Genomic DNA, 20,038 nt, shown 5'->3' with positions numbered 1-20,038 from the left:
TACCGCAACGGGCAGGTTATCAAAAAGCGATCGTCACCACGGCTTAATGTTCCAGACACGGAACCTTTTGTATCTGGCTGCGCGGGCGGTGAGAGGAGATGGCGGCGGCCGTGCGTGCCGCCTGTTTGTCAGTTGTTGCTGGGGACAACAACGTCTTCGTCGAATTCCACTTCCATTGTCGTTTCTACCTTTCGATGGTTTTGCCCGGAGCAGGGCGTCAGGACTTGCTTAAAAGTGTAACGTTGATGTTATTTTGAACAATCCGTAAAAGCCGTATACGACTAAAGGCGGGGCGCCATCTGCTGTTTGATCAAATATTTTGATGTTGGTCAGCAGAACATTTTGATTTCATTCGAATGGAGAGCTTCCTAAGCTCCCAACAATCCTTTTCCAGGGCAGCCATCTCATTCAAGGGACAAGGACACGAAGCGAGCTATGCAAGTTTTTAACTCTTCAAGCCGGTTTGGCGTCGTCAGCATCCTACTTCATTGGTTGGTGGCAGTGGCTGTGTTTACGTTGTTTGGGCTCGGTCTCTGGATGGTGGATCTCAATTATTACCATGAATGGTACAAAACCGGTCCGGACATTCATCGAAGCGTGGGCATCCTGTTATTCGGGGTGATGATATTCCGCGTGCTATGGAGGGTGGTAAACCGGGGCCCTTGCCCGCTCCCCGGTCAGGCCAAATGGGAAGTGCGCATCGCCCATGGAGTGCACGGGGTTCTTTACCTGTTGTTGTTTGTTGCCTTTGTCAGTGGCTATCTGATTACAACGGCCGACGGCTCGTCGATCCATGTGTTTGACTGGTTCACGGTGCCTTCGGTAACCGGGCAGGTCAAAGGCCTGGAAGAGGTGGCGGGAGACATCCACTACTGGACCACCTGGGCCATTGTTGTGTTGGCGGGCCTGCACGCTGCGGCGGCCTTCAAACATCACCTGATTGATCGAGACGATACCTTGCGGCGTATGGTTGGCCGCTAAAGGTAGATCGCCACTGTTGTCTGTTGTTCCGAACGAACCGAACCAAAAAAAGGAGAATGCCATGAAAAAACTACTGCTTGCGTCTGCCGTTTCGATGACCATGATCGGCAGTGTCCACGCCGACGGGCACGGAGGTACCTATGCGTTTGATGACGAAGGTGCCCACCAGTTCGTTACCTTCAAGATTTCCCACCTCGGGTTCAGCTGGTTGTACGGCCGCTTCAATGAGTTCGATGGTCAGTTCGTGTATGACGAGGAGAACCCGGAAAACAGTTCGGTGTCCGTCACTATCGATACCTCCAGTGTTGATTCCAATCATGCAGAGCGCGACAAGCATTTGCGCAGCGAGGATTTCCTGTATGTGGATGACTTCCCTGAAGCGAGTTTCCAGAGCACTCGCGTCGAGCTGGGTGACGATGGGGAGGCAGACATTGTCGGTGACCTTACTCTTCGCGGGGTTACCAAAGAGGTCACACTCGACGCCAAGATGCTTGGTCACGGCGAGGATCCCTGGGGCGGTTATCGGATGGGATTCGAAGCCCAGACCGAGCTCGCGTTGAAGGATTTTGGTATCCCCATGGACCTTGGAAAGGCGTCCGAAACTGTGGAGGTCATTATCTCCGTTGAGGGCATTCGCCAGTAACCAGTGACCTGTCAGGTCTGTTGATCATGCCCCGGGGCGGGAGCAAGTTCGGCCCCGGGGTTGTCAATTCAGTAGGCGCTCAGAGCTGTCTGGCCTCGAACGTGTTGCAGTTGTCAATATCGCCGGTTTCAAACCCCCGGCGGAACCAGCGGGCCCGTTGTTCTGACGTGCCGTGGGTAAAACTGTCGGGCACCACCTGACCGCCGGCCTGCCGTTGCAGACGATCATCACCGATCGCGGCCGCGGCCTGAAGGGCTTCGTCAAGATCGCCGGGTTCCAGTATCTGACGGTCCCGATGGGCGATGTGGCCCCACACTCCGGCAAAGCAGTCGGCCTGTAGTTCCTGTCTGACGGATAATGAATTCACTTCCTGCTTGCTACGGCCCTGGCCCAGGCGTCTGACTTCCTGACTGATGCCCAGTACGGTTTGCACGTGATGTCCAACCTCATGGGCGAGCACATAGGCCTGGGCGAAATCGCCGGGCGCTCCGAAGCGGCGGGCCAGATCGTCGAAAAACGACAGATCTATGTAAACCTTCTCGTCACCCGGGCAGTAAAAGGGGCCTACGGCAGCGCTGGCAAACCCGCAGGCGGATTGTACCTGGCCCGTGAACAGCACCAGTGTCGGTTCCCGGTAAGCTGCGCCCCGCTCGCTGAAGATGGCTTTCCAGGTGTCCTCGGTGTCGGCCAGCACAACTGAGGTGAAATCGGCGAGTTCCTGTTCGGCTGCGGTGAATTCCCGCTGGTTCTCGACGGTGGTAGGTCCCCCGCCTCCACCGAGCAGGAAGGGTAGGATATCGATGCCCAGCATTTTTCCGCCAAAGATCAGGATCACACCAACAATCAGGATCGTCCGCCCCATCTTGCTGCGAAAAAGCATCGGCAGGAACCTGAGCAGTACGGCACTTCCTGCACCGGCCGCAGCGTATCGGGTGGTCTGTCCCCGTCTGTCTTCGACGTTCTCGCTTCGCCTGCCGCTTTTCCAGCGCATAGCCATGCCTCCCGGGGTGCGTCTGCAGAAGTTTCGGGCCCTCGCCCGTAACCGATGGATTCACTGAACGTCAGGCATGTGATCCTGAGGTGGGCGCGAAAACGACGGGATCTCGCGCTGGTTTTTTTGCTACCTGATGACCCGGGGAATGCCGCGCTGGTCCTTGTCCGCACCTGGGTCGGATGCAGTGAGATGGAGTCGGCGTGCTCACATCATGGACACAAGTATAGACGTCGGGAAAAAGTCTGCGACAAGCGGGGATTGAGAGGGGGTTGAGGCGAGGAGTGTGGACCAGCCCTCTCAGGTGGACTCACTGGATAAGCACGATAAGCACGTGCCTGATCTCAGGCGGACGACCGGGAGGTGCTCCTGGGGCAGGTTATTCGTGGGACTGGGCGGAACGGCACAGGTGGCGCTGACGCCAGAACTGTCCGGCGAAGATGACCAGCCAGATGAGCAAGCCGGCCCAGAGATAAGGCTCGGGCACCTGAAACGAGCCACTGATCGCGAACTCGACCAGAAGCATCAGGGCAACGGCCAGTACGGCATTGACCATGGCGGTCATCATGGCTTGTCCACAGGCTTTCAGGTTGGGTTTCATAGAGTTCCGTTGGCGTTTGGACATTGAAACGGTTACTGACGAATAGTTAATAGAATACGGACCGGGTCGATGAGCCTCCATTCGGGGTTTCCGCTATTGGAAGTTGGAGTATCGGAGCCGGCGTCCATATAATGTGGCTCGCCCCGGTGCTGGTGAATATTCCGCAGGTTACAGGTAGCATCGCTGGCAGCATAAAAAAACAGGTACAAGACGCAAAAGAGGCATCCATGCCAGAGTTTCAGACAACGGATGAGGGCTTTGAGCGGGTTTCGCTCCGGGATTATACGGAGAAAGCCTATCTCGATTATTCCATGTACGTCATCCTCGACCGGGCGTTGCCCAACGTCGGGGATGGTTTAAAGCCGGTACAGCGGCGCATTGTGTACGCCATGTCCGAGCTGGGGTTGAAGTCCACCGCCAAATATAAGAAATCAGCCCGTACCGTGGGTGACGTCCTGGGTAAATTCCACCCCCACGGCGACAGCGCCTGTTACGAAGCCATGGTGCTGATGGCGCAGCCGTTTTCTTATCGCTACCCGTTGGTTGACGGGCAGGGTAACTGGGGGTCACCGGACGATCCAAAATCCTTCGCTGCCATGCGATACACCGAGTCGCGTCTGGCGCCTTTCGCCGAAGTCCTGCTGAGCGAACTGGGGCAGGGTACCGTGGACTGGGTGCCGAACTTTGACGGCACCATGGACGAGCCCTCCGTTCTGCCTGCGCGTCTTCCCCATGTGCTGCTTAATGGCACCACCGGGATTGCTGTCGGTATGGCCACGGATATCCCGCCTCACAATGTTCGTGAAGTCGCTTCGGCGTGTATTCGCCTGCTGGATCAACCGGACGCAACCGTTGATGAGCTTTGCGAGCACATCAAGGGCCCGGATTTCCCAACCCAGGCGGAAATCATTACACCCCAGAAAGACATCCGTCAGATGTACGAAACCGGGCGCGGCTCCCTGCGGATGCGGGCGCGCTGGATTCGGGAGAACGGTGAGATTGTCATCACCGATTTGCCGCACCAGGTCTCCGGTGCACGGGTTCTGGAGCAGATCGCGCAGCAGATGCAGACCAAAAAGCTGCCAATGGTGGGCGACCTTCGGGATGAATCCGATCACGAGAACCCCACCCGACTGGTGATTGCGCCGCGCTCCAACCGGGTGGACCTGGAAGGGCTGATGGCCCACCTGTTTGCCACCACGGATCTGGAAAAGACCTACCGTGTGAACGTCAACGTGATTGGCAACGACGGTCGACCGGGGGTGAAGGGGCTGGGTGAAATCCTGACCGAGTGGCTGGTGTTCCGTCGAACCACGGTCACCCGGCGTCTCCAGCACCGACTGGATAAAGTCCTGTCCCGCTTGCACCTTCTGGAAGGGCTGTTGATCGCATACCTCAATATCGATGAGGTTATCGAGATCATCCGTACCGAGGACAAACCAAAGGATGAGCTGATCGCTCGCTTTGGCCTGTCTCCGGAACAGGCGGAAGCCATTCTGGAATTGAAGTTGCGCCACTTGGCTAAGCTTGAAGAAATGAAGATTCGCGGCGAGCAGGATGAGCTGTCTGCAGAGCGTGATGAGCTGCAGTCTATTCTTGGTTCCGACGACCGGTTGCGGGAACTGATCAAGAGTGAACTGCAGGCTGATGCCGAAACCTACGGCGACGATCGTCGCTCGCCTATAGTAGAGCGTGATGAGGCTCGTGCCTTCAGCGAAGCGGATCTGGTGTCGAATGATCCGGTAACCGTTGTGCTGTCCGAGAAAGGCTGGGTTCGAGCGGCGAAGGGTCATGACATTGACCCTGACGGACTGAACTATAAGGCCGGTGACCGGTTTGCCCTGGCTGCCCGGGGGCGTAACAACCAGGCTGCCATTTTTATCGACTCGACGGGGCGGGCCTACTCACTTATGGCCCACAGTTTGCCCTCTGCGCGGGGGCAGGGGGAGCCGCTTACCGGGCGCATCAATCCGCCTTCTGGTGCGACGTTTGCCGGTCTTTTGATGGGGGAGGCCAGCCAGAAAGCTCTGCTGGTCACTGATGGTGGCTACGGGTTTGTGGCATCCCTCAATGACATGGTCAGCAAGAACCGTAACGGAAAGGCGCTGGTGTCGGTGCCCAAGGGTGCCCGTATCATGTCGCCCATATCTGTGCCGGTTTCGGATAAAACCCTGTACCTGGCCGCCATCTCGAATGAGGGCCGCATGCTGGTGTTCCCGCTCAGCGAATTGCCGGAACTGGCAAAGGGCAAGGGCAACAAGATCATCAGCATTCCGTCTGCCCGAGTACAGAACCGGGAAGAATTCGTCGTGGCGGTTGCCGTATTCGCCGAGGACGATCAGCTGGAAGTCCGCGCCGGCAAGCGCAAAATGGGACTACAGTTCAGTGACCTGGAACATTACCTCGGGGAACGCGGTCGTCGGGGGCATAAACTGCCGAGAGGGCTTCAGAGGGTGGATGCCATCGATGTGATTCCTTCAGCTGCCCCGGCTCAGCCAGAGGAGACGCTCGAGAGTGAGTGAACTCATCCTGATTAACGTGTCCGGGCGCGATAAGCCCGGGCTGACCTCGGAAATTACCGGAATTATGGGGCAGTATGATGTCCGGATTCTGGATATTGGTCAGGCGGTCATCCACGATCACCTGACCTGGGGGATCCTGATCGAGATCCCGGATGCGTCGAAATCGTCACCGGTCATCCGGGACCTGCTGTTTCGCTTGCACGCACTGGATCTTCAGGTGCATTTTGCCCCGATTACCGTCGAGGAGTACCTGTCCTGGGCAGAGGGTCGGAACCGGGCATGCTACATCGTGACGCTGCTGTCCCGGGACATAAAGGCGGAGCAGATTGCCCGGGTTTCAGCCATCACGGCTCGCCATGGCCTGAATATTGACAATATCACCCGCTTGTCGGCGCGCCCGTCCCTGACTTCGTCGGAAAACCGCATCGCCTGCGTGGAATTTTCGGTGCGCGGACAACCGGCGGATCTGGAACAGTTGCGGGCGGACTTCCTGCATATTGCCGGTGAGATGAACGTGGATATTGCGTTCCAGCAGGATTCCATCTTCCGCCGCAATCGTCGCCTTGTGGTGTTCGATATGGACTCCACCCTGATTGAGGCCGAGGTAATCGACGAACTGGCGCTGGAGGCCGGTGTGGGCGAACAGGTGGCCGAAATCACCGAGAGGGCGATGCAAGGGGAGCTGGACTTCAGTCAGAGCTTCGCCGAGCGTCTGGCGCTCCTTCAGGGACTGGATGAATCGGTGCTGGAACGGGTAGCCGCACGCCTCAAGATGACAGAAGGGGCAGAGCACCTGATCAAGAGTCTGAAAGCGCTGGGCTATCGCACGGCAATCCTTTCGGGCGGCTTTACCTATTTTGCCCGCCACCTGCAGAACAAGCTGGGCATCGACTATGTCTACGCCAATGAGCTGGAAATTGTCGACGGCAAGGTGACCGGCAAGGTTTCAGGACAGATTGTCGACGGCAAGCGCAAGGCTGAGTTGCTGCTGGAAATTGCCGAAAGAGAGCGCATATCCCGCGCCCAGGTGATTGCCGTGGGTGATGGTGCCAATGACCTGCCTATGCTAAGCCAGGCAGGACTTGGAGTTGCCTTCCGTGCCAAGCCGCTGGTAAAGGAGTCGGCCCGTCATGCCATCTCAACCCTGGGGCTGGATGCCATTCTGTACCTGATCGGTTTCCGGGAGAGCGAGACCAATCAGGGGCTTGCAGACGCAGGCATCTGAGAGCCCTCGCAGAAATGAAAAACGGCGCCTTCGGGCGCCGTTTTCGTTGGGCTGGCGAATTTACTGATCGCCGAAGTCGTAGTTCATCTCAGGTGCCGGGGCCTGCAGGTAATAGCCCTGGATGTAGTTGACGCCGGCCTGCCACAGGGTGGCCAGAACGCCCGCGTTCTCCACCAATGGAATGATGGTCAGCTTGCCGTTGTTCTGCAGGGTTTTGACCATTTCCTTGAACTGCTCCTTGGCTTCGTCGCTCTTCTGGATTTCTTCGGTGAAGGATCCATCGATTTTCACATAGTCTGCGTCGATGTGCTTCAGGGTGTTGAATGGATTGATGGCGCCGCCAAACTGGGCAATGGAAATCTTGCAATGCAGTTCCTGCAGGTTTTTGGTGAATTCCTTGGCCTGTTTGAGGAAGTTGTTGGCGTCGCCTTCGCGGATCTGGAAAATCAGCGAGTCGCCGGGCAGTCTGGCTGCTTTCAGGGCCACGCTGAGCCAGGCGCTGAAGGTCTTGTCCTGGAGGGTTTCTGCCGTGACGTTCAGGAACAGACGGGTATCGTGTCCCTGCGAACGATGGCTGGCCAGCTGCTTGATGGTTTGCAGGATTACCCAGCGGTCAATCTTGATGGCGGTATCGGCCGGTCCAGTCGGTGGCAGGAAGTCATAGGGAGAGACCTCCTCGCCATCCTTGTTGACCATGCGAACGAAGGTCTCGTAGTGCTCTTCACCCTCGCCGCGCAGGTTGATGATCGGCTGGAACAGCAAGCGGAAGCGATTGTCTTCAAGTGCCTTGAGGATAGCTTCGACCGAATTACTCTGGTCCAGGGTTTCGTAGTCAGCTGGATTGTATACCAGTACGCCGTTACCCTCTTCCTTGCCTGCCTGTTTACGAACATCGGCCGATGCCGTATGGGACCTGGCCATCAACTCCTCGGCTTTCGGAGAGTTTTCTGTGATGGCGGCAATACCGATGCTCACAGTGAGCTGGACAGTCCGGCCATTGATGTCGAAGAGGTGGTCTTCCACCGCCTTGCGGACCCGCTCACTGACGTCCGTCATGGTTTTCTCATCGCACGGCTGATGCATGATGGCAAAGGCATCGTCGCTCAGGCGCGCCAGAGTCATTTCGTCACCGGCCTGTTCCTTGAGCAGGTTGGCCAGGTCGCCGAGCAGCAGGTCTGCACCGGCAATGCCCACCTGGCCTTTCATGCTCATGAAATTATCCAGTGCGATATAAGCCAGTGCGCCGGATTCGCTGCTTTTAGCGGCATTGGCGATGTTTTCAGACAGTGTGTCCATCAGGAACTGACGGTTGTACAGGCCGGTCAGCAGATCCTGGCTACTGATCTTGCGCAGTTTTTCTTCCAGTTCGGCGTCACTGTGCTCCGGCTGAAGGACGATCTGGGTACAGGTCTCACCGTCGTAGGTGGCTGCTGATACTGACATGGTGACGTTCAGCTCGTGATCGTCACTGCGGCGGGCAACGCAATTCATAGTCATGCCATCTTCGCCCTTTTCGACGAAGGACTTCATGAACTCCTTGTACTTGCCCTGGCTGTCCGGAGTCAGGGTATCAAGCACCGGGATGCAGATCAGTTCGTCGATATCGTCGTAACCCAGGAACTCCATGTACGACTGGTTGGCATATATGTGCATGCCATCGTTGATGTAGGCGATGGCGTCCTTGGAGCTTTCTAGCAGCAACTGACAGCGCTGTTCCGCTTCTCGCAGGTGGGACTCGAGAAGTCGACGGCGGCGGCGTTCTTCCAGGGCAGCCAGCTCTCGGTTCACGACCAGAACCAGCAGATCGGTCTGATCGACGGGGAGTGCATCCTGTGCGCCGGCCTTGATGATCTCAACGGTTCGTTCGTGACTGTATTCATTGGTCAGTAAAACGAATGGAACGTCTTTGTCCATCCGGCGAATCATCGCCAACGCGTCATCCGCGGAGAATTCTTCGTCCAGATCCCGGGCGATAAGCAGGTCCCACTGTCCCGCTTTCAGGGTTTCTTCAAGGTCTTCCTCTGACGTGATGCGGTGAGCGCGGGTGGCCTTGCCGGAGTTCCGGAGCAGGCTGACGAGCGATTCAGCGTCGTTCTGTGATGGATCGAGAATTAGGAGGTGTACGGTCGCGTTCTTCTTCTGCATTCGTTAGGCGTCTCGTGGTACAACGGTTGTCTAAGTCGGCCCTGTGGTCAGGGGGGAGTTCGCTGAAAATCCCGGGATGCGATGGCTGGATCACCAGCATCGATGGGCCAAATAGTCACTTAGGCTGAATGATGCAGGGGATATTTCCCAATAACAACCCTCGGCGATGCCGAGGGTTTGCTGCTTGTGTCTAGAGGGACGGCCACAGGGAGTCGAACTCGTCCTCACTGGCGCTGGGCACCTGTGTTCCGGTCATGCTCCGATTGCCGGTGTTGTGCAGTTTTAGCTCGAACTGACTGATGCTTCCGGACGATGCGACTTTATTGGATAGCACCCCTTCGTCTACCCGGCCATCGTACAGCATGGAAATCCGACTGCCGGACTGGAACGGCAAGCGAGGCGTCACCAGTGTGGCTGCCTGGTTGATGGCGCTGATTTCGGGCAGCAGCAGGCCTCTCAGGTACTCGGAGCTGTTTCCCACTTTCTGGATCAGCTTTACACCGCAGGGAGAGGCACTGGGGGCCAGCAGTTCGATGCCGACCTGGGTCCCTTCGCCTTTGGTGTGCTGGAGCCAGCGCACCATGGCAATGCTCCAGGGGTGGGAATGGTGTTCTCGGACACCGAGGATTTCACCGGACTGAAGCGATGATGGGGCGGAGGTCTCCCACACCACGCAGTAGCCACCCGGACTGGTGTTGATCAGGGTCGGGTGGTGCGCGCGGGGCTGGTTCTTGTCGTCCTTTGAGGTGGCGGAATTGCTGCCGGAAGCGCCCTTGAAGTTAATAGGTGTGTCGGCTGCGTGGAGCATGTCTTCACGAGGTGCGCTGTCGGGTGAGTTGGCCCAGGGATCATTCTTTTCCCGAGCCGATCGGACAAACGGATTGGTCTGGTCTTTCAGATCCCAATCGTTGCCATCGATGAAGTCGCCGAAGACCTTTTCGCCAGAGACAAAATAGTGGGCAGCGGTCAGGCCCACACAGACCTCAAGGGTGCCCTGGCACGCGATACGGTTAAAGTTCCGTTTTGCAACAATCCCCAGAGCCTGGCTCAGGTGGGTTAGCAGGGTGTCGTTAATTCTGGCGGGTATTGGCAGTGGTGCTTCAGCGTCCAGATGATTGCGGCGGTTATGCAGTGTCTCCGCAACCATTGACGAGAGTTTCCGGCTATCGAATCCGATGCTGTCCTCACAGGGTGACGCCTGCAGGAGGCTGCGGTACATGGGCGGGTTGTCATGCTCCAGGTTAATGACGAACAGACTGTCATCTGTTGCATCAGTCTGGCAGGAAGCGTAATCGCTCCAGAGTTCAAACAGCTCGTATACCTGCACCAGTTCTGGCTGGCGCAACTGATTTGGTCGGGCGCAGCCAAGCAGCAAGATCCGCTTGTAGGCATCTGCCACGGTGCTGGAACGACGATGCTGCAAGGTGTCATCGTCTATTTCAGTGTTGGCCAGCTTGTTGCGGAGGGCGAAGCGGAACAGGCGGTGGCATTCGAGCCAGCTGCGGGTCGGACTTGGACAGTACAGCTGGTGAGAGCGAACGATGCCGGCGGCCAACTCCGAGATGGCCCGGTGGCAGGCCAGTGACAGGTGCTTTCGGTTACGGTCGACACCGCCGTCTTCCAGTAATTCGAGTACGGACAGCTTGTAGCCAGAGGCCAGATGCATCTGCAGCGCCTGCGACAGGTTGGCAATCTTGCGCTGTTTCTCCGTCAAGGCCACGGACATGCCAAGGTAGTGTCGTGACAGCTCGTCGCAGACGAAGCGAATCTTCCCTCTGATCTGTTCCAGCAGCTGCAGCCGTTGCTGTGGATGGATGTACAGCTGGTTCAGCTCAATGATGGCGTGGTAGAGCTGGCGGGAGGCTTCGCCGATGTTGGCGAGTGGCAACTGTCCGGTCCAGTCCCTGAATGCTTTCGGCGTGTGATCGCAAAAAGACAGGGTGGACGTCTTTTGCTCGGGGACTCGCAGATCGGGTTTCAGAATCGTGCCTTCCATTAGTTCACGCCAGTATCAGGATCTTGGTAAGTATTCAAAGACGGCTCAGGCCTTTCACGCGATTGTAATTGTGCTGAGGCGTTTTGCTGAGACAAATGCCGTGAATACGTGTGTTGTTTTGTATCAAACGTTACCGGACTTTCACGAAGTCGACTAGGCGTAAAATGAGAACGGTTCACCACTTAACAATGTTTGACGTTTGGGGTGCCGGGGCGGTGTGTGTTGCAGGTCACAGGTTGATGTTGAGTGGTGTCTTGCTCTCTTCGCCAGGAATCTCCCGGACAAGGCGCGGAACCAGAAAACCCGGCAGCCGGGTAAGCAGTTGCTGAATCAGGCCCTGGGCCCGTTGGTCTTCGACATCGAAGTGGTGGGCACCCCTAACGGGGTCAAACGCGTGCAGGTAGTAGGGCAGGACCCCGGCATCAAACAGAGACTCGCTGAGAGACTCAAGGGTGTCAGCGCTGTCGTTGATGCCCCTGAGTATTACGCTCTGGTTCAGAAGCGTAACCCCCACCTCTGAAAGTCTGGCCAGTGCTTCCCGAACATTGGCATCGATTTCGGCCGGGTGGTTGATGTGCAGCACCATCACCACCCGCACGGATGTTTGGGAAATCCAGTCGATCAGGGCGTCACACACCCTCTGCGGAATCACCACTGGTAGCCGGGTATGGAGGCGCAGGCGCCTGATGTGGGGCAGCCCGGTGATGGCTTCGGCCCAGTCGGCCAGCAGGCGGTCGCTGGCCACCAGCGGATCGCCGCCGCTGAAGATGACCTCGTTGATTTCCGGGCTGTCGCCCAGGGTTTCGATCACTTTTTGACGGTCACTGGGAGACAGGCGCTGATCCTCGTAGGGGAAATGACGCCGGAAGCAGTAGCGGCAGTTGATCGCGCACTGGCCGGTAACCATCAACAGCGCCCGGCTGCGATACTTGCGGATCAGGCCGGTGGTCTGAATTGCGCCGCTCTCAGCCAGTGGATCCTGCACGAAACCATCGGCGGATTCGGTCTCGTCGGTCAGAGGGAGTACCTGGCGCAACAGCGGGTCGTAGGGGTCCCCTTTGCGCATTCGAGCCAGGAAAGGTTCCGGTACCCGTACGGCGAAAAGCCTGTGCCCGGTCTTCGCCCCCTCAAGCCAGGTTTCGGGTGCGAGCTCCAGCCGCTCCAGCAGGTCGGCTGGCGACGTGATGGAGTTCGAGAGCAGTTGCTGCCAGGTTCGGCGGTCTTCCGCGGGATGGGCTTCAATACGGGTGGGAGTTCGCTGTATCATAGCGACCTTTCATTCATATACTGCATTCTGTCAGGTGAACATTTCATGGCTTCATATTCTACCAACGAATTCCGCAGTGGTCTTAAGGTTTTGCTCGACGGCGACCCTTGCATCATGCTGGATAACGAGTTTGTTAAACCCGGCAAGGGGCAGGCGTTCAATCGTGTGAAGCTGCGTAACCTGATGACCAACCGGGTCTGGGAGCGTACCTTCAAGTCTGGAGAATCCCTCGAAGCGGCGGATGTTCTCGATCAGGACATGGAGTACCTGTACACCGACGGTGAGTTCTGGCATTTCATGCTGACGGATGGCTCCTTTGAGCAGTTCGCGGCGGATGCCAAGGCGGTGGGCGATAACGTCAAGTGGCTCAAGGAGCAGGATGTCTACACGGTGACTCTGTATAACGGTGCCCCGCTTTCCGTGACGCCTCCCAACTTCGTGGAGCTGGAAGTGGTTGATACCGATCCCGGTATGAAAGGGGATACGGCCCAGGGCGGATCCAAGCCCGCGACCCTGTCCACCGGTGCGGTTGTAAGCGTTCCGCTGTTCATCAGCATTGGCGAAGTTCTGAAAGTGGATACGCGTACCGGCGAATACGTCAGCCGTGTGAAGAGCAGCTGAACCACCAATGACGACTCAACCTGTCTGGCAGCCCTCTGCCTCACAGGCCGCTCTGAAAAGCCGCGCACAGCAGTTGAAGTTTGTGCGCGGCTTTTTTGATGAGCGGCAGGTCATGGAAGTTGAAACGCCGGTGCTTGCCGCCCATGGGGTGAGCGACCTGAATCTGGATGGCGTGCGTGCTCATGTGTCGGCCGCTGGGCGTCGCGGAGGCTGGCTCCAGACCTCTCCTGAATATCATATGAAGCGCCTGCTGGCAGCGGGCTCCGGATCGATTTTCCAGGTCTCCAGAGTATTTCGCGACGGTGAGCGGGGGCAGCGTCATAACCCGGAATTCTCGATGCTGGAATGGTATCGGGTAGGGTTTGATGATGAAGCGCTGAGGGCGGAGGTCGCAGATCTGGTATGTAGCTGGCTCGATTGCCGGCGTCCCCGGACGGTTTCCTATCGCGACGCGGTGATGGCCTGTGCCCATATTGATCCCTTTGAAGCCTCCGACCGGGAGTTACGCCGGTGCTGTGAGCACTGGCTTGAGCCGGACCAACTAGCCGGTATGGGGCGGGATGCCTGTCTGGACCTGATCATGAGTTTTGCGGTGGAGCCTCAGTTGGGGCAGGACGTGCCCGAGTTTATTGTGGACTATCCGGCGTCCCAGGCGGCATTGGCGAGAGTGTCCGAGCGAGATGGCCACCCGGTGGCGCACCGGTTCGAGCTGTATATCGACGGTGTCGAGCTGTGCAACGGCTACTGGGAACTGGTGGATGCGGACGAGCAGCGTCGGCGCTTTGAGCAGGATAATCAGTTGCGCAGGCGTGCAGGAAAGCCGGAAATGGCGATTGATGAGGCGTTTCTGGCTGCTGTGGAAGCGGGAATACCCGAGTGCGCTGGCGTCGCACTCGGGCTGGATCGGTTATTGATGCTCAAGCTGGGAACCCGCGATATCGCCGATGTACTGGCGTTTCCCTTCGAGCGGGCGTAGCTCCGGATCGCCGGCTTCGGGCCTCCGGCGTTACGCGAGGGTACCGAAGGCTTCGCCCAGTCGAACGCTGCCGCCGGCTGACAGGTTTTCGTTCCAGTTCACCGAGCCTTTCGGCATCACCAGGACTACCGTTGAGCCGAGCCGGAAACGCCCCATTTCCTCGCCTTTCTCAAAGCTTCTCGCTTCATCGCCTTCATAGCGGGTGGCGGTAAGCTGGCCATCGCCCGGGGCCACCACGCCTGACCAGACGGTTTCAACGCTGCCAACAATCATCGCGCCCACTAGGACCATCGCCATGGGGCCGGCCTCGGTGTCAAAAATGCAGGCAACACGCTCATTACGGGCAAAGAGGTTGGGTACGTTTTCTGCCGTGACCGGATTCACCGAGAACAGTTTGCCCGGGATATAAACCATTTCCCGAAGTTTGCCCGCCATCGGCATGTGAATGCGGTGGTAGTCCTTCGGGGAGAGGTAAATGGTTGAAAACACGCCTTCGGCGAAGGGTTCGGCCCGTTTTTCATCACCGCCGAGCAATTCGGTCAGGCCGAACGACTGGCCCTTGGCCTGAAACACCCGGTCGTTGGTGATCTCGCCCAGCTGGCTGATGGCGCCGTCCACCGGGCAGGCCATGGTTTTTTCGCCTTCGGCGATGGGGCGGATGCCGGGTTTCAGTTCACGGGTAAAGAATGCGTTGAAACTGGGGTAAGCGGTGGGATCGGGTTCCCGCGCTTCGCTCATGTCTACGCCGTAGCGGCCGATAAACCACTTGATCACGCGATTCTTGAGCGCCGGGTTGCTGTCATCGTCAGCAAGGCGGCCGGCAAGGCGAGAGACCGCAAGTTGCGGCGTAACGTACTGGCTCAGAACAAACAACTTGTTAAGCATTAATAAAACCCTTTGCGCTCGAGAGCGCGAGAGTTTACCAAAGACTGGTCCATGTATAGAAATGGTTTCACGGCCTGACCATGGCTCATCCGAGGCAGCCAGTTAACCATCGCATCCGAACCAGTGCCGACCTGGGCGAGTTCAGCTGGTGAACGGCAGTCCCGGTTCAGTTCAGTTTGAGTCCGCGGGCCTGCTGCTCGGCCATGTCCTGAAGAATCCGGTGGAAACTTTTCAGGCGTTCCGGGCTTATTCTGCCGGCTTCGGCCGCCGCGTCGATGGCGCAGCCCGGGTCGCCCATGTGGCGGCAGTTGCGGAACTTGCAGTGGCCGATTTCGTCGCGGATTTCCCGGAACCCGTATTCGATTTCATCCGGCGTCATGTGCCAGAGGCCAAATTCCCGAATCCCCGGAGAATCAATCAGATCACCGCCAATGGGCAAGTGAAAAAGTTTCGCGGTGGTGGTGGTGTGTGTGCCCTTGCCAGTGCTTTCAGAAATCGCGCCCACCCGGATGGCTTCATCGGGAATTAGCGTCTGGATAATGGATGACTTGCCCACGCCGGACTGGCCAACGAAGACACTGGTCTGGCCTTTTACCAGCGCTTGCACTTCCGGTGACGGGGTATCGCCGGCGTCCACCGCGGATGTGCGGACCACCTCGTACCCGAGCGCTTCGTAGCGGCTCAGCAGGGCATCGATCTGCTCCTGATTGCGGTCGCTGATCAGGTCGGTCTTGTTGAGCAGGATGACGGCCGGAATGTCCGACGTTTCGGAAGCGACCAGGTAGCGGTCGATCAGGTTGTCGTGGGGCTCGGGCTCAACGGAAATGACCAGGATGATGTGGTCGATGTTGGCAGCGACGGGTTTCAGAGCTCCGAAGTTGTCAGGCCGCTGAAGCAGGTTCTGGCGGTCGCAGCGCGCCACAATCACGCCGGTTCCGTTTTTACCCGGGCGCCAGATGACTTTGTCGCCTGTGACCAGGCTGTCGATGTTGGCCCGGACAAAACAGCGCACCACCGTGCCCTGATCCTCACCCTCCAGCACTTCAACATCCAGTTGCTGGCCGTAGTGCGCAATGATCAGCCCTTGTTGCTCCGGACCCAGTTCGCCGGCTTCAGCCTGTGCCTCGATGGCCTTCTCTTTCCGGGCGGCCCGCTCGGCCCGCTCCTGCTGGATCTTCTTGATGCGGAATTGCTGCTGTTTGTTCAGTCGCCGTTTTGCCATTCGGGATCGCGAGTCGCTGTCCAGTGGAGTTGAGGTGTTACATGATACGTTAATCAGCCACAATACGGGGCGAATTTACTGATTTCATCATCAAGACAACCACAAGGTTAGGAAAGAGTCATGGCAGAAGGCGATCGCTTGGTTTGGATTGATCTGGAAATGACCGGACTGGACCCGGAGCAGGAACGGATTATTGAGATGGCGACCATTATCACGGATTCGCACTTGAATCTGGTGGCGGAGGGGCCGGTGATTGCCGTGCATCAGCCGGACAGCCTACTCGACGCCATGGATGAGTGGTGCACCAGAACCCACGGAGCCAGTGGCCTGACCCGGCGGGTCAAAGAGAGTTCGATCGGAGAAGCGGAAGCCGAACGCCTGACACTGGAGTTTTTACAGCAGCACGTGGAGCCGGGTTCGTCTCCGTTGTGCGGCAACAGCATCGGCCAGGATCGCCGTTTTCTGGTGAAGTACATGCCAGAGCTGGAGGGCTTCTTCCATTACCGGAACCTGGACGTCTCCACCATCAAGGAGCTGGCGCGTCGCTGGCGTCCGGATGTGCTGGCCGGGGTGAAAAAACAGGGCAGTCATCTGGCGCTGGACGACATCCGCGATTCCATCAACGAGCTCCGCCACTATCGCGGGACTTTCTTCCAGCTATAAACCGTGCTGTCTGAGAGCCCACTGCACGTGCTCACGGACCATCTCTGATGGGTGGTCCGCCCGTCGCTTCAAGGCTTCCATAACCGGAATGGTCAATGGGGCGTTGCCCAGGCCCACCGCCAGATTTCTCAACCACCCTTCGTACCCCGTGCGCCGAATCGCAGAACCTTCGGTGCGCTTCAAAAACTGCTCTTCCGTCCACAGGAACAGTTCCGCCAGGGAACTGTTGTCCAGTCCGTGGCGTGGCTGGAAATCGGCTTCCTGTGTGGGCTTGCTGAATTTCTGCCAGGGACAGACCAGCTGGCAGTCGTCACAGCCGAACACGCGGTTTCCGATGAGGGGTCGGAGTTGCTCCGGAATACTGCCTTTCAGCTCAATGGTCAGGTAGCTGATGCAGCGCCGTCCATCCAGTTGGTACGGGCCAACAAATGCCTGGGTCGGGCAGATATCGAGGCAAGCCGAGCAGCTGCCACAATGTTCAGTCTCGAAAGGCTGATCAACGGGCAGGGGGGCGCTGGTGAAGATTTCACCGAGAAAAAAGAACGAGCCAGCCTTGGGATGGATGAGCATGGTGTTCTTGCCGATCCAGCCCAGTCCGGCGCGTTGAGCCAGGGCTCGTTCTAGCACCGGAGCACTGTCGACAAAGGCGCGATAGTTGTGGCCGGTGACCGCTTCGTCAATGCGACTGGCCAGGGTTGCCAGCCGCTTTCGTATCACCTTGTGGTAGTCCCGACCCTGGGCGTATCGCGTCACATAAGCCTTTTCGCGGTCAGTGAGTACTTCTTTCGGGTTGTCCGGGGCGGGCAGGTAATCCATGCGAACAGAAATGACACGCTTGGTGCCTGGCACCAGTGAGCAGGGTGTATACCGTTTGTCCCCGTGGTGGCCCATGTACTCCATTTCGCCCTGATAACCGTTTGCCAGCCAGTTCTGCAGGTGGGCTGCGTGCTCGCCCGTATCCGGGGTGGTGATTCCGGCGCTGGAAAAGCCAAGCTCCCGCGCCCACTCAGGAATGCGTCGGGCCACGTCGGCGAGTGTGTCGCCTGAATCGGTCAGGGGCGGTGTGGTGCTGGTGGTGCCTGTCATGGCAAGGGCAACTCACTGTAACGCATGGGGTTTGTTGTGAATCTGATTCAATTTCGACCTTTAGGGTGGTTTTGCTATCCTTTCCAGATAGCTGGCTTTTTTTCTTCATCCGCTTTCTGCAACGGGATCCGAGCCTTATGCCGCCCTTCGCCACGAGCAGTCTACCAGACACACTGTATTCCGCCGAAGGCGTCCGAGAAATAGATCGTTATCTCATTGACGAACAGGGTGTAAACGGCTTCGATCTGATGCAGCGTGCGGCCCACGGCGCGTTCCGGCGGCTGGTGTCGCGCTGGCCCTACGCAGGTAAAGTTTTGGTGCTGTGCGGTGCTGGCAATAACGGCGGTGATGGTTATCTGGTGGCGGCCAATGCGGTGCGTCATGGCATGACCGTTAATTGCCTTGCCGTTGCGCCGACCGACAAGCTGGCGGGCGATGCCCTAAGGGCGTATCAGAAGGCGGCAGCCGATGGTGTGCAGGTGCAGCAGCTCGATGACATTGGCGAGGATCACCTGGCCAGTCTGTTTTCGGAGGCCGGCCTGTTGGTGGATGCCATGCTCGGAACCGGGGTATCCGGTGCGCCCCGCGAGCCTTTCTCCGGAATGATTGCACGTTCCAATGCCTGCAATGCCCCTGTGCTGGCCATTGATCTGCCCTCTGGGTTGAATGCGACAACCGGGGCGGCGGCTGGCGATGTTATCCAGGCGGATATGACCGTCACGTTCATTGGCCTGAAGCTTGGACTTTTCACCGGACAGGGGGCGGCCAGTTGTGGGCAGGTGGTGTTCGATCCCCTGGATACGGAAGAGGCTGTCGAGGGTTGCAGTGAAATTCCGTTGGCAAACCGGATTGACTGGCCGGGCACCATGCCATGGCTCCCTGCCCGTAAGGCCAATGCCCACAAGGGGCGCTTTGGTCATGTCTTGATTGTTGCCGGAGATCGTGGCTTCGGTGGGGCAGGATTGCTGGCCGCTGAGGCTGCCAGCCGGGCGGGCGCGGGGCTGGTTTCACTGGCAACTCGACCGGAGCATGTTCCTGCTGCGCTGGCGCGTTGCCCGTCGGTCATGGTCCAGGGGGTTATTCACGGATCGGAGTTGCCGCCGCTGTTAGAGGCTGCGTCGGTCGTTGTTTGTGGGCCCGGCATAGGTACTAATTTCTGGGGGCAGCAAATGCTGGATCAGGTCGTGACCAGCGATAAACCGAGGGTGCTGGATGCGGATGCCCTGAACCTGATGTCCTCCCGGGTTCCGATACAGGCGGACAATCACGTCCTGACTCCTCACCCGGGCGAGGCTGCGCGGCTGCTCGAATGTACGGTGCCCGAGGTGGAGTCTGACCGCCTTGCTGCGGCCAGGGCACTGCAGAAAAAATTCGGCGGTACCGTACTGCTGAAAGGTGCCGGCACGGTCGTTGCCTCCGCCGACGGAGTGACTGATATTGTCAGTGGCAGCAATCCGGGCCTGGCGACCGGTGGCATGGGCGATGTCCTGTCAGGCATTATAGGGGCGCTCTACGGCCAATTGCAGGATGTTCGGCGGGCAACGGGACTGGGTGCCTCAGTGCACCTTGCGGCCGCTGACCGGGCCTCTGTACATAAGGGTTACATGGGATTGATTCCCTGTGATGTGATTGACGCCTTGCCGCTCATATTTCGTGAAGCGGAGGGCTTGCCGAACCGTAGTCGGGAGGATTGATGGCAGTTTTCGGCAATGAACGCCGTTTTTTTTTGCAGAATGAGGCAGAAACCGAAGCGCTTGGGCAGGAAGTTGCCCGACATGTGATAGCATCCGAGCGGGGCTTTACTCTGTTTCTGGACGGTGATCTCGGTATGGGCAAAACCACCATGAGCCGGGGTATCATGCGTGGGCTGGGGCACAAGGGCGCGGTGAAAAGTCCGACCTACACCCTGGTGGAGCCCTACGAAGACCTCACGGTACCGGCGTATCACTTTGATTTGTACCGTCTTGGTGATCCTGAAGAACTGGAATACATGGGGATCCGGGACTATTTCTCAGGCGGCAATGTGTGCCTTATTGAGTGGCCTGAGCGAGGCGAGGGCCTGCTGCCCGAACCTGACATCGAGATCCACTTCGAACGTGAGGGCGACGGCCGTTCCGTTGTTCTACGGGCAGGAACAGAAGACGGGGCGGACCTTCTGAACCGGCTGGAACTGGTCGGCAATAGTTAACGATTGCGCAATTGCCTGGTTGGGCG

At 58.1% G+C, this 20,038-nt stretch carries 17 protein-coding genes; 9 read left to right on the top strand and 8 right to left on the bottom strand.

All coding sequences use genetic code 11. The features are described from left to right. Positions 1–435: 435 nt before the first annotated feature. Both K8I84_RS07215 and K8I84_RS07210 read left to right on the top strand, forming a co-directional pair. Positions 436–981, top strand: a complete 546-nt coding sequence (locus tag K8I84_RS07215; protein WP_223794064.1) for a cytochrome b — start codon at positions 436–438, stop codon at positions 979–981. Positions 982–1,042: 61 nt separating this feature from the next. Further along, positions 1,043–1,624 carry a YceI family protein gene (locus K8I84_RS07210; protein WP_223794063.1) on the top strand — a complete coding sequence of 194 codons (582 nt, stop codon included), beginning with the start codon at positions 1,043–1,045 and terminating at the stop codon, positions 1,622–1,624. A 79-nt stretch (positions 1,625–1,703) separates the two neighbouring features. Here K8I84_RS07210 and K8I84_RS07205 read toward each other — a convergent pair whose 3' ends face one another. Together K8I84_RS07205 and K8I84_RS07200 are read right to left on the bottom strand one after the other, a co-directional pair. Next, positions 1,704–2,615, bottom strand: coding sequence for a neutral zinc metallopeptidase (locus K8I84_RS07205; RefSeq protein ID WP_223794062.1), 912 nt, complete (start codon positions 2,613–2,615; stop codon positions 1,704–1,706). Between the two features lie 379 nt (positions 2,616–2,994). Beyond that, a complete protein-coding gene (locus tag K8I84_RS07200) occupies positions 2,995–3,216 on the bottom strand; it encodes a hypothetical protein (RefSeq protein ID WP_223794061.1) in 222 nt (73 codons plus the stop codon). A gap of 227 nt (positions 3,217–3,443) precedes the next feature. On the opposite strand from K8I84_RS07200, the gene parC reads away from it, so the two are divergent. Beyond that, the gene (gene parC, locus K8I84_RS07195) at positions 3,444–5,738 is read left to right on the top strand and encodes a DNA topoisomerase IV subunit A (protein WP_223794060.1); all 2,295 of its coding nucleotides are present in this window, start codon (positions 3,444–3,446) and stop codon (positions 5,736–5,738) included. After that, positions 5,731–6,963, top strand: a complete 1,233-nt coding sequence (gene serB, locus K8I84_RS07190; RefSeq protein WP_223794059.1) for a phosphoserine phosphatase SerB — start codon at positions 5,731–5,733, stop codon at positions 6,961–6,963. The genes parC and serB overlap by 8 nt, the downstream gene beginning before the upstream one ends. A gap of 60 nt (positions 6,964–7,023) precedes the next feature. Here the strand turns inward: serB and K8I84_RS07185 are convergent, their stop codons facing one another. The 3 genes from K8I84_RS07185 to epmB form a co-directional block, all read right to left on the bottom strand. Then, positions 7,024–9,108 carry an EAL domain-containing protein gene (locus K8I84_RS07185; protein WP_223794058.1) on the bottom strand — a complete coding sequence of 695 codons (2,085 nt, stop codon included), beginning with the start codon at positions 9,106–9,108 and terminating at the stop codon, positions 7,024–7,026. 190 nt (positions 9,109–9,298) lie between these two features. Continuing rightward, on the bottom strand, positions 9,299–11,104 hold the full coding sequence (locus K8I84_RS07180; protein ID WP_223794057.1) for a GTPase: 1,806 nt from the start codon (positions 11,102–11,104) through the stop codon (positions 9,299–9,301). 229 nt (positions 11,105–11,333) lie between these two features. Continuing rightward, positions 11,334–12,371: an EF-P beta-lysylation protein EpmB gene (gene epmB, locus K8I84_RS07175; protein WP_223794056.1), complete on the bottom strand. Its 1,038-nt coding sequence runs from the start codon at positions 12,369–12,371 to the stop codon at positions 11,334–11,336. A gap of 45 nt (positions 12,372–12,416) precedes the next feature. On the opposite strand from epmB, the gene efp reads away from it, so the two are divergent. Together efp and epmA are read left to right on the top strand one after the other, a co-directional pair. Further along, positions 12,417–12,992 carry an elongation factor P gene (gene efp / locus K8I84_RS07170; RefSeq protein ID WP_223794055.1) on the top strand — a complete coding sequence of 192 codons (576 nt, stop codon included), beginning with the start codon at positions 12,417–12,419 and terminating at the stop codon, positions 12,990–12,992. A gap of 7 nt (positions 12,993–12,999) precedes the next feature. Beyond that, complete coding sequence (gene epmA, locus K8I84_RS07165; protein WP_223794054.1) at positions 13,000–13,968, top strand: EF-P lysine aminoacylase EpmA; 969 nt, start codon at positions 13,000–13,002, stop codon at positions 13,966–13,968. Positions 13,969–13,998: 30 nt separating this feature from the next. Here the strand turns inward: epmA and asd are convergent, their stop codons facing one another. Both asd and rsgA read right to left on the bottom strand, forming a co-directional pair. After that, positions 13,999–14,853, bottom strand: coding sequence for an archaetidylserine decarboxylase (gene asd / locus K8I84_RS07160; RefSeq protein WP_223794053.1), 855 nt, complete (start codon positions 14,851–14,853; stop codon positions 13,999–14,001). 166 nt (positions 14,854–15,019) lie between these two features. Further along, positions 15,020–16,075: a small ribosomal subunit biogenesis GTPase RsgA gene (gene rsgA, locus K8I84_RS07155; RefSeq protein ID WP_223794052.1), complete on the bottom strand. Its 1,056-nt coding sequence runs from the start codon at positions 16,073–16,075 to the stop codon at positions 15,020–15,022. Between the two features lie 120 nt (positions 16,076–16,195). Between rsgA and orn the strand changes: the two genes are divergently transcribed. Beyond that, the gene (orn, locus tag K8I84_RS07150) at positions 16,196–16,738 is read left to right on the top strand and encodes an oligoribonuclease (protein ID WP_223794051.1); all 543 of its coding nucleotides are present in this window, start codon (positions 16,196–16,198) and stop codon (positions 16,736–16,738) included. Here orn and queG read toward each other — a convergent pair. Further along, complete coding sequence (queG, locus tag K8I84_RS07145) at positions 16,733–17,824, bottom strand: tRNA epoxyqueuosine(34) reductase QueG (protein ID WP_223794050.1); 1,092 nt, start codon at positions 17,822–17,824, stop codon at positions 16,733–16,735. The two genes, orn and queG, sit on opposite strands and share 6 nt — an antisense overlap. Before the next feature lie 137 nt (positions 17,825–17,961). Here queG and K8I84_RS07140 point away from each other — a divergent pair, with 137 nt between their 5' ends. Beyond that, positions 17,962–19,518, top strand: coding sequence for an NAD(P)H-hydrate dehydratase (locus tag K8I84_RS07140; protein ID WP_223794049.1), 1,557 nt, complete (start codon positions 17,962–17,964; stop codon positions 19,516–19,518). Further along, positions 19,518–20,012: a tRNA (adenosine(37)-N6)-threonylcarbamoyltransferase complex ATPase subunit type 1 TsaE gene (gene tsaE / locus K8I84_RS07135; RefSeq protein ID WP_223794048.1), complete on the top strand. Its 495-nt coding sequence runs from the start codon at positions 19,518–19,520 to the stop codon at positions 20,010–20,012. Before K8I84_RS07140 ends, tsaE begins: the two co-directional genes overlap by 1 nt. Positions 20,013–20,038 lie beyond the last annotated feature (26 nt).

Origin of the sequence: Marinobacter sp. F4216 (assembly GCF_019931195.1) — a bacterium.
In the GTDB taxonomy this organism is placed as follows: Bacteria; Pseudomonadota; Gammaproteobacteria; order Pseudomonadales; family Oleiphilaceae; genus Marinobacter; species Marinobacter suaedae.
Note: the sequence above shows the minus strand (reverse complement) of the source record. Positions and strands in the feature narration are given on the sequence as shown.